General features: G+C 37.5%; 16 protein-coding genes. 2 read left to right on the top strand and 14 right to left on the bottom strand.

Going from position 1 to position 15,444, the window contains the following annotated elements; translation table 11 throughout:
- Window positions 1–84: 84 nt before the first annotated feature.
- Genes U0M88_RS04940 through U0M88_RS04950 form a run of 3 tightly spaced genes read right to left on the bottom strand, consistent with a single transcriptional unit; the run spans window position 85 to window position 2,097 of the window.
- Window positions 85–552: a hypothetical protein gene (locus U0M88_RS04940; RefSeq protein ID WP_167698001.1), complete on the bottom strand. Its 468-nt coding sequence runs from the start codon at window positions 550–552 to the stop codon at window positions 85–87.
- 23 nt (window positions 553–575) lie between these two features.
- Entirely contained in the window at window positions 576–1,214 is a 639-nt protein-coding gene (gene ispD, locus U0M88_RS04945; protein ID WP_168965250.1) for a 2-C-methyl-D-erythritol 4-phosphate cytidylyltransferase, read from the bottom strand.
- Between the two features lie 43 nt (window positions 1,215–1,257).
- Window positions 1,258–2,097 (bottom strand): C39 family peptidase, encoded by an 840-nt coding sequence (locus tag U0M88_RS04950; protein WP_331869099.1) that lies wholly within the window; start codon window positions 2,095–2,097, stop codon window positions 1,258–1,260.
- A gap of 111 nt (window positions 2,098–2,208) precedes the next feature.
- On the opposite strand from U0M88_RS04950, the gene U0M88_RS04955 reads away from it, so the two are divergent.
- Complete coding sequence (locus U0M88_RS04955; protein ID WP_331869100.1) at window positions 2,209–3,135, top strand: alpha/beta fold hydrolase; 927 nt, start codon at window positions 2,209–2,211, stop codon at window positions 3,133–3,135.
- Between the two features lie 63 nt (window positions 3,136–3,198).
- Here U0M88_RS04955 and U0M88_RS04960 read toward each other — a convergent pair whose 3' ends face one another.
- The 10 genes from U0M88_RS04960 to U0M88_RS05005 all read right to left on the bottom strand — a co-directional run bounded on the left by U0M88_RS04960 (window position 3,199) and on the right by U0M88_RS05005 (window position 13,642).
- Window positions 3,199–3,765, bottom strand: a complete 567-nt coding sequence (locus U0M88_RS04960) for a TetR/AcrR family transcriptional regulator (protein ID WP_220412070.1) — start codon at window positions 3,763–3,765, stop codon at window positions 3,199–3,201.
- Window positions 3,735–5,033 carry a cation:proton antiporter gene (locus tag U0M88_RS04965; protein WP_331869103.1) on the bottom strand — a complete coding sequence of 433 codons (1,299 nt, stop codon included), beginning with the start codon at window positions 5,031–5,033 and terminating at the stop codon, window positions 3,735–3,737. Before U0M88_RS04965 ends, U0M88_RS04960 begins: the two co-directional genes overlap by 31 nt.
- 116 nt (window positions 5,034–5,149) lie before the next feature.
- Entirely contained in the window at window positions 5,150–6,088 is a 939-nt protein-coding gene (locus U0M88_RS04970; RefSeq protein WP_331869104.1) for a Gfo/Idh/MocA family protein, read from the bottom strand.
- 11 nt (window positions 6,089–6,099) lie between these two features.
- Window positions 6,100–6,870, bottom strand: coding sequence for a Cof-type HAD-IIB family hydrolase (locus U0M88_RS04975; RefSeq protein WP_304003384.1), 771 nt, complete (start codon window positions 6,868–6,870; stop codon window positions 6,100–6,102).
- A gap of 107 nt (window positions 6,871–6,977) precedes the next feature.
- The gene (gene agaD / locus U0M88_RS04980; RefSeq protein ID WP_117446039.1) at window positions 6,978–7,775 is read right to left on the bottom strand and encodes a PTS galactosamine transporter subunit IID; all 798 of its coding nucleotides are present in this window, start codon (window positions 7,773–7,775) and stop codon (window positions 6,978–6,980) included.
- Window positions 7,762–8,565, bottom strand: a complete 804-nt coding sequence (gene agaC / locus U0M88_RS04985) for a PTS galactosamine transporter subunit IIC (RefSeq protein WP_117446040.1) — start codon at window positions 8,563–8,565, stop codon at window positions 7,762–7,764. The genes agaD and agaC overlap by 14 nt, the downstream gene beginning before the upstream one ends.
- Window positions 8,566–8,582: 17 nt before the next feature.
- A complete protein-coding gene (gene agaB, locus U0M88_RS04990) occupies window positions 8,583–9,050 on the bottom strand; it encodes a PTS galactosamine transporter subunit IIB (RefSeq protein WP_220412071.1) in 468 nt (155 codons plus the stop codon).
- 94 nt (window positions 9,051–9,144) lie between these two features.
- Entirely contained in the window at window positions 9,145–11,859 is a 2,715-nt protein-coding gene (locus U0M88_RS04995) for a sigma 54-interacting transcriptional regulator (RefSeq protein ID WP_331869105.1), read from the bottom strand.
- A 3-nt stretch (window positions 11,860–11,862) separates the two neighbouring features.
- Window positions 11,863–12,360 carry a PTS sugar transporter subunit IIB gene (locus tag U0M88_RS05000; RefSeq protein ID WP_259295327.1) on the bottom strand — a complete coding sequence of 166 codons (498 nt, stop codon included), beginning with the start codon at window positions 12,358–12,360 and terminating at the stop codon, window positions 11,863–11,865.
- 10 nt (window positions 12,361–12,370) lie between these two features.
- Window positions 12,371–13,642 (bottom strand): RNA polymerase factor sigma-54, encoded by a 1,272-nt coding sequence (locus U0M88_RS05005; RefSeq protein WP_331869106.1) that lies wholly within the window; start codon window positions 13,640–13,642, stop codon window positions 12,371–12,373.
- Window positions 13,643–13,883: 241 nt separating this feature from the next.
- On the opposite strand from U0M88_RS05005, the gene U0M88_RS05010 reads away from it, so the two are divergent.
- Window positions 13,884–14,474, top strand: a complete 591-nt coding sequence (locus U0M88_RS05010; RefSeq protein ID WP_331869107.1) for a TetR/AcrR family transcriptional regulator — start codon at window positions 13,884–13,886, stop codon at window positions 14,472–14,474.
- Window positions 14,475–14,514: 40 nt separating this feature from the next.
- Here U0M88_RS05010 and U0M88_RS05015 read toward each other — a convergent pair whose 3' ends face one another.
- Entirely contained in the window at window positions 14,515–14,817 is a 303-nt protein-coding gene (locus tag U0M88_RS05015) for a hypothetical protein (RefSeq protein WP_331869108.1), read from the bottom strand.
- Between the last annotated feature and the right edge of the window lie 627 nt (window positions 14,818–15,444).

A 15,444-nucleotide genomic window follows, 5' to 3' on the forward strand; every position in this document is an offset into this window, starting at 1 on the left:
CATAGAAAAATCCCACCTCCATAGATACACGTTTATTTATTTCGTGTGTCCACTTTAGTGGGATCATATCATTTCAAGTATGACTTATATCTTCTGTAATGGTGTATTTGAGAGTTTCTCAACCGCCATGGCATACGAATCGATTTGTACATTTGTTTCGATAGCCAACTGCAAAGAAAACATCAACAGTCGAGTATCAAAGGCTTGAAGATCCTCGTTATAGTAAATCGCAGGATATTGCCCTAATTCACACAACATTGTATCCAATTTTTGTTCATCCACAATATGACTTAGCCCTACGACCACTACATTTTCCTGTGACACTGCTTTTAATCCATTTAATAACGCAATATACGGAGTATCTGCCATTTGCACCATCATCATCTTAGGTGATGGTCTTTGCGCCAGTTTCAAAAGCCAATCTGTACTGCAACTGACGACGATTTGTCGGCAGCGATCATCCTTCTGAAACACCTGCACCGATGCTTCCAAATTCTCATAAGAATCCGTTTCATCCATACAATCATCAAAAATCAAAGCTGAATACTCCATACTCCATCCTCTTTTCTATCTGTTTATTTTAAATCGGAAGGCACTGTTACTTTTATATTAGCCGGATCTCCTATCACCACTTTTACACGGGTTTGAGAATACCATTCCACCAGCTGTGTATCATCCGTTGCGATCTTTTGTTCCTTTTTGGCCGCTTCATGACATTTCCTGATCAAATCCGTTTTAAAACATTGCGGTGTTTGTGCATTATACAATACATTACGATCCAATGTCGATACAACATAACCATTTTCTACTATTTTTACCGTATCGACACTTGGTACCATCAATACACAGGCATCCTCTTGTTCCAAAGTTTTCTTCAGTTCTTCGACTTGTTCCCTTTTCAAATACGGTCTGGCCGCATCATGAATAAACACAATAGGGTACTTTACCGCCTGCAATGCATTATACACACTTTCCTGTCTGGTTTTTCCACCCAAAACCAATTCGATTCGATCTTCTTTTTTATAACTCTGCATGGCTTCCATATCCTGTAAAGAACAAGTCAATACGATCTGTGTACAATCTGAATCCGATAAAAACAAATCTAAACTATGATCAAGAATTGATTTCCCGTCCATTTTATAGAGCACTTTATTATAAGGCAGCTTTGTACGAACACCTTGTCCGGCGGCCAGTAAACATACACTGTATTTCATGTTTATATTATATCAGATTCTATATCAGATTCGTTTTGTTTTTTTATACGGAATATGACCATACTGCCTGCATTTGTGACAGTAAAGTATCTGGATCCCATGTTTGATTCGTATGCTTGATGCTGTTTGGATCAATAACGGTAAACTCTCCATCTTCCATACCGGTTACCAAGATAAAATGACCGACTTGTGTAAAATCACCGGGAAGCATACTACATACAAGAATCTGATGATTTTCTAATCGTGCCTTCATATCTTGTAAAGAGACTTGTGCTCTTTCCACCTGTACACCATAGTGTTGGGCTGCATCCGTTAAAAATTGCCAGTCTGTTCCTGCTCCATTGACATAAAATCCCTGCTGGGAAGAATAGCTTGCCAAAACATCCGGTGTAAGTGACGCATCTTGTAGAAGATAACTAAAAACCATAGACAGACAGGTAGGAGCACACCCTGTCAAATAAATATCATTTTCCCCATAAGGAATATAGCCCCATCTAAGATCCCATTGTAATAGTTTAGGAACGGTATCCAGCGATTCACTTAATGTTCCAGGACCATTTGTATAGTTTTCTTTCTGCGGATATGCTTCTACAAAAGACAGTCGATCTTCATCCTTCAATAAAAATTCCAGTATATCCTGTGAATATTGATCCAAATGTAAAAAGATTGGTTTATACTCGTGATTTTCTAAAGTTTTCTCTTTAAGTTGATCAAATGTTTCCTGCGTAATGTGTTCCGGCTTTTTCACTTGCAGTATTTCTTCTGTGGGATACGACAGGAGCTTATATACACCAAAGCCTATGAATCCCAAAACCAAAAATACAGGTAAGATCAAGACCAGTAATCTTCCCCAATACACTTTTCTTTTTGATACCCTTTTCATAATGTGCCCATTATATCATTTTCAGGTCAAAAAAGCTTGTATTCTGCCAGAAAAAGCGTAATCATGTAAGTGACAATAAAACATAAAGAAAACATACAGGAGGTGTTATATATGTTACATGAAGTTAGTTTTCTTTCTTACAACAAGCGAGATCAGGTACAAGGCTGGATCTATGTTCCTGCCTGCAAGCCAAAAGGAATCGTTCAGTTGATTCACGGATTCGGAGAACATTCCCGCCGTTATCTTCACATGATTGCTCACTTGACCGAAGCCGGATATATTGTGGCGGCCGATGATCATGTGGGCCATGGAAAAACGGCAATGATTAATAATACCTGGGGCGATTGGGGCAATGCAGGGCCTCATACGATGATGGAAGATGAGCATACACTCAAAACAATCGTGCAGGAAAAATATCCGAATCTTCCATACTTTCTGTTTGGCCACAGCATGGGTTCTTTTATTACTCGTGATTTCATGGCCACTTATGGCGACGAATTAACAGGCGCTACGATATGTGGAACAACAGGTATTTTTAGAGGTGCCAAAGAATCGGCTGCTAAGATCAAAGAAGCAATCGATGCCGGTAAAGGAAAAGAAAGCGATTCACAATTTACTGTCGATTTAATGGGCTGGATGTGCGAAAGAATTCCAGATGCCAAATTAGGAAATGAATGGATCTGTGCTGATCCCTATGTTCAACAAGATCATGCCAGCGATCCTTTTGATGCCTTTACAAAACCGACAACAAATCAGGCCTTGTATGATTTCACACAAATGATGCAGTGTATCGAAGGCACAGAATGGGCAAACAAAGTTCCGGTTGATCTGCCAATTTATAATATCGGCGGCGATCAAGATCCGGTTGGAGAATATGGAAAAGGAATCTATGAAGTGACCAACTGGTTAGTACAAACAGGGCACAAAGTACAAACAAAAGTATATAGCGGTTATCGTCATGAAATCCATAACTATGCTAATATCAAGAATGAAGTAGAACAAGGTATCATTGATTTCATGGATCAAATCCTTCGTTAAATATTTCCAAAAAGAGCATTCCTAGTCCATAGAGATGCTCTTTTATTGTGTATTTTACAAGTCCTATTCTAGGATGCCAAAAAGAAACAGATCTAACAAGTCATTCACACCCTGTATCAATGTATTCATATTTTGTGTTCTGTCAGATACAAATTCTCTTAGGATAGACTGAAAAAAGATATCTAAGGTTTCTATATATCGAATTGCTTTTTCTTCATCGATTTCCTTTCTCAAATTTATCTTTTTCAGCTGCTCTTTTAAAAATTTATGATTTATTTCAATTAACGGTTTTCGCAAATCATGAATTTGAACCTTTAAATGTGCCGGTGGTCTGACCATGGCGGTTTCCATGATTGCCTTTTGTTGTAAATGGTGATCAAAATAAGTCTGTCGAAGCAGAATAAAATCTCGGATAGAAAGTGAAACATCTTTATTTTCTATTTCCGGCAGCTGTTTTTGTACAAAACTTGTTAAATCTTCAATGACCTTTTGTACACAAGCTAGAAAAAGATCATCTTTATTTGAGAAATAATGATACATCATTCCTTTGGAAATTCCATGTACTTTACATATTTTCTCTATGTTGACATTTTCGTAACCTAGCGTCCCGAATTCTTGGAAAGCAGCCATGAAAATACTTTGTCGGCTCTTTCTTTTTCTTTCCTCTTGTCGCATGTTTTTCCTTCTTTCCCTTGATTTAGCTCATTGGCCCATTCAAATCCCTTTTTGGCAAAGAATACGGCAATGACTTCATTTATTACAGCGGCTGCCGCAATTGTTCCTTGTAAAATAGTTGCACATTCTAAAGCTGTACTTTGAAGCATAGATACCGCTATACCGGTAAAAACTAAAGATACGCCGGAATGAGGCAGTAATGTGAATCCCAAATATTTGCGAACTGTATCCGGTGCATGACTCCATTTAGCACCCACATAGGCTCCAATATACTTTCCTATTGCACGAACCAAGATATATACTAGTGTATAAAAGCCAGCGTTTAAAATCAAATGATAATCTAGCGGTGCCCCTAAATTTAAAATCACAATCACAAGAGAAAAATGAATCGCAGGATTTATATATTTCATAATCTGATCCAATTTGTTTGGTGGAATACAGTTGGCAAAAGCTGCCGAAAACCCCATTCCCAACAACATAAAATTAAATATAGGCAAAGGTAATTGTTGACTGATCCAGAAACCGCTTCCTACACAAACCAATAACATTCCAATCAGGACCATCAGCATGGATTGTATTTGTTTTAATTTTTGAAGCCATTTACCGGTCATAAAACCTAGAATAAGTCCTAAGAAAACAGGAATAAACACAAACAACAACATAACACCAATGGAGATCGAAGTCGTTGAAAGTTGTGTGGCAACAATCGCAATGACGGTAAAGAAGATTATGGCCCCCACCAAATCATCTAAAGCCGCCATGGGAATCAATGTTTTTGTGACAGGTCCGTTGGTTTTAAATTCATTGACGATGGATAAAGAAGGAGCTGGTGCTGTGGCTAGAGCTATGCCGCCAAATAGGAATGCCAAATAGAGAGGAACATCAACAATGGAAAAGATGATACCAAAGGCCACAGATACAGCTATAAAAGTACCTATAGATTCTGTCAATGTCATGATGAGAATTTGTTTCCCCGATTTTTTCAACTTGTTCCAAACCATTTCCGTTCCAATCATAAGACCCACGATACATTCCAATAATTTTTCAATCATGATAAACCAGTCTGATTCCAATATTTGTGCATCTAACAAATGAAAAGCATGGGGCCCTAAAAGCATTCCTGCAAGCAACCATCCCAAGATAGCCGGAAGTTTTATTTTGGATACGAATTTTCCCATCACCAAAGCCATTAAAATAGACATTCCCAAATAGAACAACTCCATGTTCAAGATCCTCCTTATAGACGAAATCGTCTATTTATGATTATACATATTAAAGACGAATACGTCTATAATTTTGTATTAAAAAAACTGGACATAATGCCCAGATTCTAACCATATCAGGATTCAATGACTTGAAGGATTTGACGAGATGCCTCTAACCCCATCACTTTACTTTCCGTGAATCCTTTTTCAATACATTCGATTGCGTGTTGTACTTCTCCTGTAAAATCACTTTTCATCGATACTTTGATTTTTTCTTCTTTGTCGTCACGCATCAATGTAGCTTCGGTATTCTTCCAGAAATTCTGACAGTGAATAGACCCTTTTTCTCCATAAATATGCGCTGTGTTTTCCATTTTTGATACCCAGCTGGTGGCAATATGCGCCATTATACCGTTTTCATATAAAATATTAGCCTGTGCATGAATCGTAAAATGATCATTCATCTTTTGATCCATAAGCTGTATTTGTTTGATTGAACTTTGTGCCATGAAATTGGCATAAGCAATAGGATACACGCCAATATCGTACAAACAACCGCCACCTTCATCTTCAAAATGCCAGGGAGACACTGCTTTCTTTTGGACCCATACATCATCCGCATCCTGCGCTTCGATCAAATGCACCTTGCCGATGATTCCTTCATGTATCATTTGATGAATTTTTTGATTCAGCGGTGTAAAGACACACTTATGCGCTTCCATCAAAAACCGATGTTTCTCTTTAGCCATGGCAAAGCACTCTACCAGATCTTGCGTATATAATACCATTGGCTTTTCACAAATCACATGTTTATCATGGGCTAAGCAATTTAAAATATGAGCTTTATGCAATGGGTTGGGTGTGCATATATAGATGACATCCACCTTTTCATCTTTTAACATAGCGTCCATGGAATCAAAGAAACAAGGAAGGGTAAAGCGTTGAGCAAATTCTCGTGCCTTTTGATAACTGCGAGAGCACACCGCATACAATTGCGCATTTTTAGCTGCTTGTATGCCTACAGCAACTCTATGCGCTATCGAGCCCAGTCCTAAAATGCATATATTTTTCATAATGCCTCCATCTATAAAATTCCATAATGTTTTAAAGCATAGACAATTCCATCCTCTTTTGCGCTCTTTGTCACAAAATCCGCTGCTTTTTTGGCCACGGGATCAGCTTCCTGCATCGCAATACCAATTTTGGTATACTGAAGCATTTCCCTATCGTTTTGTCCATCTCCAAAAGACATGGTTTCTTGAGCACTCATCCCAAAATAAGCAAGCATGGCTTGAATGCCTTTATCTTTTCCTCCCTGTTTGGAAATGATATCCACCCCATAGGGATTCCAGCGTGTAATCACGCAATTTGTTAATTCCCGGGCTAATTGACGGCTCTTATGTTCATCAATAAATGCTGTACATTGATAAAATGGCTGATCCTTGTATTTTGCCACCTCTGGGACTGTACTTGATATAGCTTTTTGCGCCCGTTTCACTTGATCTGTTACCGTATTGATGTAAAGACGCTCTTTTTCAACGATGACCATGGGAAAAGCACGCGATGTAAAAAGATGGATTAATCTTTCTTTATCCTTGCCCTCAATGGGATTGGCAAAAATCACTTGTCTTTGACGATCCAGACAAAGCTGCCCATTTAACAACACATAGCCATCAAATGGAAAATCAATCTGCAGTTCTTTTAATTCTGTAATGTGTCGCCCTGTTGCCAGAAACAGTAAAATTCCTTTTTCCTTTAAAGTGTATAAAGCTTTCAGAGTATTCTCTGAAATTCTTCCATGGTCATGACAAATCAATGTTCCATCCACATCAAAAAAAATTCCTTTTATGTTCATATCGATATCCTTCCTTATAATTAGTATATCAAAAAGGATCGACTTTAGGTGCCGACCCTTATAGAATCTCTTGCCGCCAAACTGACAAGATCATGAAAGGAGCTTTACTACATTAAGCCAATCCAGGAGCATCCAATAGAAATTACGATGATTCCTACAATCAAGACAACCGGACTGATTTGTTTTTTCTTTAACAGCCAGAAACAAAGCAGAGTAACTGCCATAGGCAAGATGTTCGGGAAGATGTTATCAAAGAATTGTTCCTGTACCGCTACTTCGATACCACCATCAACAGTGATAACCGGAAGCAATGTAATCGATACATAAGATGCAATCAAAGCCCCGATAACTGTAATACCCAAAATTGTTGCCGCATTAGCTAAAATATCAGAGTTGGATGTGATCATATCAATGGATTTTGTACCTAAACGATAGCCTAGTTTAGTCCATACAATACGTAAGATCCAAATAATGAGATATGTTAAGAAGAATACGATAGGACCTAATACAGAGCCTTGTGTCGCAAAGGAGCAGGAAATACCGGCTACGATCGGAAGAATCGTAAACCAGAAGATCGCATCACCAATACCGGCAATTGGCCCAAACAAAGCCAGTTTCAAACCATTGACAGTTTCACGGTTAGCGCCTCCTTCTTCTAAAGAAATCATTAACCCCATCAAGAATCCAACCAGGTTGGGATGGGTATTGATAAACCCTAAATTATCGACCATAGCAGCGGATAATTTTTCTTTATCATCTCCATAGATTTTTTTCAATGCCGGTAACATGGCCCATGTAAAGCCACAAGACTGCATACGCTCATAGTTAAAGGAAGCCTGCAGGAAAGATGAACGAATACCCAGCATCGTAATATCTTTAGATGTCAGTTTTTTAGATTCCGACATTAGTGTCACCTCCATTTAATCCAGCTTCTTCAATGGCCGCTTCAACTTCTGCCTTACGCTGTTTTGCCCCAAAGAAGTCCATCAACGCAAAGATCAGGCCTAACAAGGCTACCGGTAACAAGTTTGGCATATCGATAAAGCATGCCATTAAGAAACCAGCGATAAAATAAGGAATATATTTGACTTTCATCATAACGCGAAGCAGCATACCAAAACCAACAGCCGGTAAGATACCTCCGGCAATTTCCAAACCGTGTGTGACGATTTCCGGCAGCCATTCTACAAATGCCTGCATAGGAGCCTGTGCCACATAAGCACAAAGGAAAGCCAATACACCATAAGTAATTGAAACAATTCCCATTGTCAGATAGTTGATATGTGCAATTCCTTTAATATCGGCATTGGCAGCACAATCGTCTGCTTTTCCCATAAAGAATGAGAAGGCGGAGTAGTAGAACAAAATAATGTATTGTCCCAAAAATGAGAATGGTAAACATAAAGCCAAAGCTTGTTCAGGTTCACAACCTGTTGTATAAGCAAGAACAGTTCCCATGAGTCCGGCCATAACCGGGTTTGGTGGTTGTGTTCCTCCAGCCGGTGTTAAACCGGCAAAAGCTAGTTCAATCAAAGCACCTACCTTAAGTCCTAGAACAACATCTCCCAAAATAATTCCGGTAAATGTAGAAACCATTAAAGGACGGAACAGGAAAAATGCTTCCAGGAAGAAATCCAAACCTACGATAATACACATGATCGCAAGTAAGATTCCCTGTATAAATGTAATTTCCATAAATCTCTCTCCTTGTATTATTCAATCGTAGTTTTTGTATCTCCGGGAACATCTTGTGCATACACATGAATGCCTTTTGATGCCAGGTATTTCAAATCCTCCATATCCTGATCATCAACATAGACCTTAGCGGTAAGCTGATGTTTCCCATCTGCATAATGCATGTTGCCGACGTTGACTTCTTTTATTTCAACTCCGGCATCCACCAGTCGACGCACATCTTTAGGCGTCTTACAAATGATGAAGATTTTTTGACTTGGTGCTGCTTTGTCAATGATGGCAGCTGTTTTTTCAATTGAGAAAAAACGAATTCCTACACCGGATGACTTTGCGGTTACAGTCATTAACCGCTGGGTCAGTTCATCTTGTGCAGTTTCATCGTCAGCTACAACCAGTAAGTTAGCACCGATAGTTTTTGTCCATGTCACTCCAACTTGACCATGTACCAGACGATTATCAATGCGAGTTAAAAGTATGTTTGGCACTTTCATCTCCTCCTTTCTCTTTACACCTATATTATAGCAAAAAGCGTGCCAACTTCTGTCGAGCACGCCAAATACGCTTTATATAAAGCAATTTTTATAGATAATTTAAAATATACATAATTTCAGGATCCGGTATTTCGACACTATAATGCATTTCAATCCCACTAAAAGCCTGTCGTACGATTTCCATTCGATCTTTGTTTTTCGCTTTGAAATCTTCCATGCCTTCCACATTTTCAATTCCCTGTCGAAGCATCAGCCTTTCAATCAGACAACTAATATGTACATATAATCCCATTCGAACTGTCGCATCCATCGTTTTATGCAGAGCACTTTCCACCTGTACGACAAAATCTTCTACATCATCAATAACCTTTTCCGCATTTAATATTGTCAAATGATTTACGATATTGGAAAGAGTAAAATTCTTCATGATATTCTGTTCGAACATACTCTGCTCATCCGAATTTAAATACGGGCTGATATACTTCATCAACTCCTGAATTCCATCGCTGGCTACCAAACTTTCCAAAGATAGATACTCCACGTCCTCTACACATGGATCTAACGTTCCAACGATCAAGCGTATATTGTATTGTGAAAAGATCGCATCTTCTTTGCCATGATCTAAAATAGACTGATAATCATAAGGAATGATATCCAGTTCAACCGGCTTAGGCAAAGAGCTTTTCAACAGTTCAGAGATCTTCTTGGCCACTCCAAATCCTGTCGCACAAAGTGTTAAGATCGCATCTTCTTTTCGAATTCCTTCTATAAAGTGTGTAGATAAAGAAAATTCATCTTTTACATCCCGTAAGATTTCTTTTACCACTTTTCCATGTTGAATCGCATGCCCTACTTCCAAAGCCGTTGCCGTGGATACGTAATTAATCAATCCGATATTGCAATTTGAAAGATGTATCTTCTTATAAATAGCTTCCAAACTTCCCATATCCACTAAAAGAATTAATTCCTGAATTGGGCTTTTGCGTTTCAAATAATCTTCCACCAGCTGCACGATCTTATCAATGGAAATCTTAAGTTCCATATCAATACCGTCAAAGATATGTTCCGACAATAAATGATTAGCTGTATCGGCAATACTGCTGGCAGTCGAATATCCATGACATAAGATCAAACCTACACGTCCATTATTTTCTTTCTTTTCTGTATCAATCAAAGCAAGCGTCATGATAACACGCATGAAATCATCCATTTTGATATCTAAGTTCAATGATGCATTATCGACAATTTCACTGGCTACACTGTAGTCACGGGGAAATTGCTCTTGAATCAATGTCTGAATGGATTGTACTTCCTGCACATGAAAAGATTGCCACAACATCGCATCTGTTGCGTTTTTAGAGTATTCCACAAACGCCTTGGAATAGATTTTAATTTGGTTATTTGGCACCGTAAAAGAATACCGATTCATCACGATAGAACAAATCTTGTCCAACATCTTTAACAAGTAATCTTCGTTGGAACTGATAGAACGATACTTCTGTCGAAAGAATAAAAGATCAAAAAAGTTTTGAATCAAATATTTACAGCGAGTAATGATCTGATGTAGGTCTTCCTCTTCGTCCTGACAAGTCTGAACTGTTTCCAACAATCGATCATACAACTGCAACAGCGGTGTTTTAGACTTTCGTTCTTTATTCAGATCCGTAATAGAGATCATTGCCTCGTCTTCCTGATCATAGTTTTTTAACTGCAGTGTATTCATCGAAGCAAATAAATATTCCGGTAAATCTAAAAGTCGAATTCGAAGTGCATTCTGTTGTTGATGAACAAGTACATTGGCACATGTAGCACGTATTACATTCTGTAGTTCTCCGATATTGCCTTTATATTCATGATCCAACAAGGCCTGATATGCCAGATTCGAAATAAACACATCTTTTCGAAGATGGTTTCTTTCCTTCATCAACATCGTATAGATCAACTCGATCTTTTCTACCTGCGGTCTTTGACTGAGAGAAGGAATTGAAATCACGATCGGTATTCGTCTAAGCATTGTCCTTAAAAGAACTTGTTGAGGATCTTCCGTCGTTGCGAAAATCAAACGACAGCTGGAACGATACCAGTTTTCATTATCTCCTACTTTATGATAGATTCCCTTATCCATGAATTGAAACAATTTTTCCTGACACTCGGCTTTTAAACAATGAACCTCGTCTAAAAAAAACACTCCTTGATCAGCTAATTGGATCAAACCTGCCTGTTCATTTTCTGCACCGGTATAAGCACCTTTGACATGTCCGAAAAGATTGTCGGTCAAAAGCTCCGGATTATTGGCATATTCAGAACAATTTAGAGCAATAAATTTTGATTTTTTATCTAAGATGCCTTGATGTATGCCATATTCATACATCAAATTCGCAAGCATGCTTTTGCCTGTACCGGTAGGACCATAAATCAAAATGGGAAGTCCGTGATCTGGATATGTCACGGCAGCCTGACAATGTGAAATCAAAGCACGAAGTGATCCGTTGTAGCCAATCATTTTCTCAAAGTCACGATTGGTCACCCGCATCAGATCGTCCATCGAATCATAAACGGAATGTTCCAAAGACACTTTTAATTTTTCTTCTAAAATCTGGCGATCAAAAAAATAGACAGGACGTGAATTTACTTTGACTACGGTACCTTTCTTTACAAGTTCATTCAGATATTGTGATGCCGTATTCCGTGTAATGTGAAACGCACCTGCCAAAGAGGCGGCACTAAATCGTTCATCTTCACAAAGTTTAAGAGTTTCACACCGCTTTTTTAACTCTTGTGACAGTGATTTTTTTATATCCATAGTCTATCTCCTTTTCAACTTTTCAAAATCCAACAATTCAATTTTTTCTGTCATCGTTCCCGGCACATCCTGATAAAAAATCGTATTTCCTACTTCGTTTAGATAGTTTAAGTCCTGCACATCCGTTTCTGTCAAATACATTTTCTTATTTAACGGATAGCGTCCTCTTTCATAGTGAATATTACCGATATTGATCTTAGGAAAACGAATTCCTTTTTCATATAACTTGCGCACTGTTTGGATATTTTTAACGATTACAAAAATTTTCTTTGTATCTTTTTGTTTCTGAAACGTAGTCACAAAATCTTCAATTGTATAGAACGCAATGTCCAGATTAGCTGCTTTGGCAATACTGGCCATCAGCTTTTGTGAAAAGACATTATAAACCACTTCTTCATCCACCACGACAATCGCATCAATATTTAAAGCACTGCTCCATGTCATACCTACCTGTCCATGCACCAGACGGTTATCTACTCGAATTAATTGAATCTGCGACATCATACCACCTCTAACCTTTACTCTTTCTCTTACTGGAAGAAAGGATTCCGCAATGTTCTCTATATTTCGCAATGGTTCGTCTTGCGATAAAAATACCTTGATTTTCTAAAAGAAGCTGTAATTTGGCATCACTGTAAGGATGCACATGATCCTCTGCATGTATCAAATCAACGATTTTTTCTTCAATTGTTGCCGCATCCACATCCATGAAACCATCATGTGACAACAACTTTTTGATCGGATAATACCGATTTTTAAACTCAAAAGATTTTCCTTGAATAGCTCTGGATACCGTGGATACATGCAAACCACATTCCTTGGCTACTTGTTCCAGTGTACAATGTTTCAAACCGGCTCCGGAAACAAAAAAATCCCTTTGATAAGAACATAAAATCTGAAGAATCTGTAAAATCGTAAGACTGCGTTTTCGCACCTGATTTAAGATTCTATCCGCCTCCTGGCGTAGAGCTTTCAGTTCCCTGGAAGAATATTCCAATACATCCAACTCAAAATACTGGTTGATCATCTCTACAAGAACTTGTCCTTGTTCAACTGATACTCTTGCTTCCGGCTGTAAAGCTATAGAATCTTTGGCGTAGTTACATCCTGGCTTTGGATTCAAGCTTTTAATAAACTGAAACCCTTCTTCAATTTCTTCCAGGCTCAAACCTGTACCCTCAACAATAGTTGAATAATCATGAGAAGAAAGCTCTTTTAAATAATCGCAAAGAATTTCTCCGGTTTCACTGGCAGCATGCGGTGAAACTTCACATTGAACTTTTAACGATTCTTTCAAGTGAAAACAATAACACCCCACCGGCTCCATATGTCGCAGTTGATCAATAGCATGCATAATTTCTTTTTTTGTATATATGGAATGTGATACAAGAGAAGAGAGGTTTTCTTTAAAGTAGCCATTTGAATCTAACATCGAAGTTAAATAGGCAATCATATCTTCACTAAGACTGTTCTTTTCGAATCGGTTTTGTTCCAACATGACATCCAATAAAGATGGCTTCTGGATCGCAAACATCGTAAAATCAGTTTGTGCCTCATCCGATGCCTGATAGCGTAGAAAAGGGTTATGTGAACTGATTTCCATCAAAAAAGCCTGAAGATCTTTATTATTGAGCTGTAAAACTTCCAGTGATCGTTTCATATCCTTATTAAAGACCGTTCTCTGTATTTGATCCGGTTTTAAGATCATTCTTTGTTTCATGACTTCAATATAACGAAAATCCATTTCTTTTTCAAACAAAAAAAGGATGGCTCTTTCTTCCATCCTCCTCATCAACCATTGATGCCTTATAAGATCTTATTTTCGTGGAAAGCGCTCATACTTCATATTGTATGCCTAATCTTATTCATGACGTGCAACGGTTAATTCTGTCATCATTGTCACACCAAATTCGATAATTTTCAATTCCTTTTCTCAGAATTCGCAAATTGAGAATCTGGATAGAACGAAATACTTTTCAACTCTTTCTACTTTTTGATACAATATTGGCATTGGGGGAATATCTATGCCAAAAATCTATACCGAAGAAGAAAAGTACCAACAAAAAATCAAAATGTATACAGCCGGATTAAAGATGATTTCTCAAAACGGCTACAAAAATGTTAAAGTGGATGACCTTGTAGAAGTAGCCGGCGTTTCCAAAGGTTATTTTTACTTGCTATTTGAATCCAAGGAAGAATTCATCTTAGATGCCTTGATGTGGCAGATGGATAACGTATTCTCTGCTTTAAAATGTGCGGATGATGCCGGAGCAAGCAGTCAGGAAACCGGTTTGCTTTATCAGTCTATGTTCAAAAATTTAAACTTTATTCAATATTCAGATATTACATATATCAAGAAAAAATGCACCCAACAGATGTGGGATAAGTTTAAACACTTTGAAGAACAGCATTTCAAAAACATTTTAAAACTACTGGGAAAAGACGATGATAAACACGATCCTCGTGTGATCAGTAACCTTTCTTCCATTATCTTTTTATCCTATAACAGTATGAAAGATGAGGAATCTTCATTCTTTACCGATAAAGCAAATGATGTAACACAATTATTGTTGGAGACATTACATCGATATCTACATGAAAAGTCGATCTATTGATCGGCTTTTCTTTTATGAAAAAATCTATATTTCGAAAGTATTAATTTTTGCTTTCGATAACAGACTGTAAATATACAATTTTTGTATCTTTTCTTTTTAATTCTCGAATCAGCTGTTCTCTGGTATAAGAATCATAGCGATGCGCATCCATTCTTCTTTTTTCAAAGATATAGCCTTCCGGCACTTCAAAAACTTTAGGGTCCTTATAATAAGCAGTCACCCATTTTTCTACTGTTTTTAAAGGAATATCCATCTCTTTGGCAACCATAGAAGTTGATTCTCTGTTTTTACAGATTCTTACACAAACCTTATTTTTTAATTCATTTGAATAGGCTCTGATCATGTTATCCCTTTCTTTCTTAATGGGACAAATATAAAGAACTATATAAGAAGACGAAATCATCGCTTCTACACCAACTATTTCGCAAAAAAAACAAAAAAAAGAAAGGCCCCTATGCATAGAATTTGGACACTATTTTAAGACGGTAAAGGATCGTTAGGCCTTTCTTTTTATAGACGTTAACTTAAGATGATTCGGGGAATAGGAGAATCCCTATAAACAATGAAATCAAAATATATGGAGTACCTATACAAAACACAGCAAATTTTAAAGGATTTCATTGTTTAAATAAGGGTAGTTTATTATATCCTTACCGTCAAAAATAATGACTAATTTTTAAACGCAGTCAAATTATATGCAAACAAACTGTATTTAAATTTGGTCATTACATAGATATCATATCAGATTTATCTGAAAAATTCCATAGCTTTCCATTTTATTTTACATATTTGGCAAAGAGGGAATCTTGTGAAAAAAAAGGCGGTACAACCCAATGTCATTAAGTTAAGAAAATGGACACTTTGAGGAGCACACAAAATGTGCGCCTCTCTTTTTTTTATCAAAAAATCAAACAAATATATTGACAAACATTGAAAAGAATGCGGCCTATTATTCATAAAACATGAATAA

It is taken from the genome of Faecalicoccus sp. (assembly GCF_036552745.1).
Lineage (GTDB): Bacteria > Bacillota_I > Bacilli_A > Erysipelotrichales > Erysipelotrichaceae > Faecalicoccus.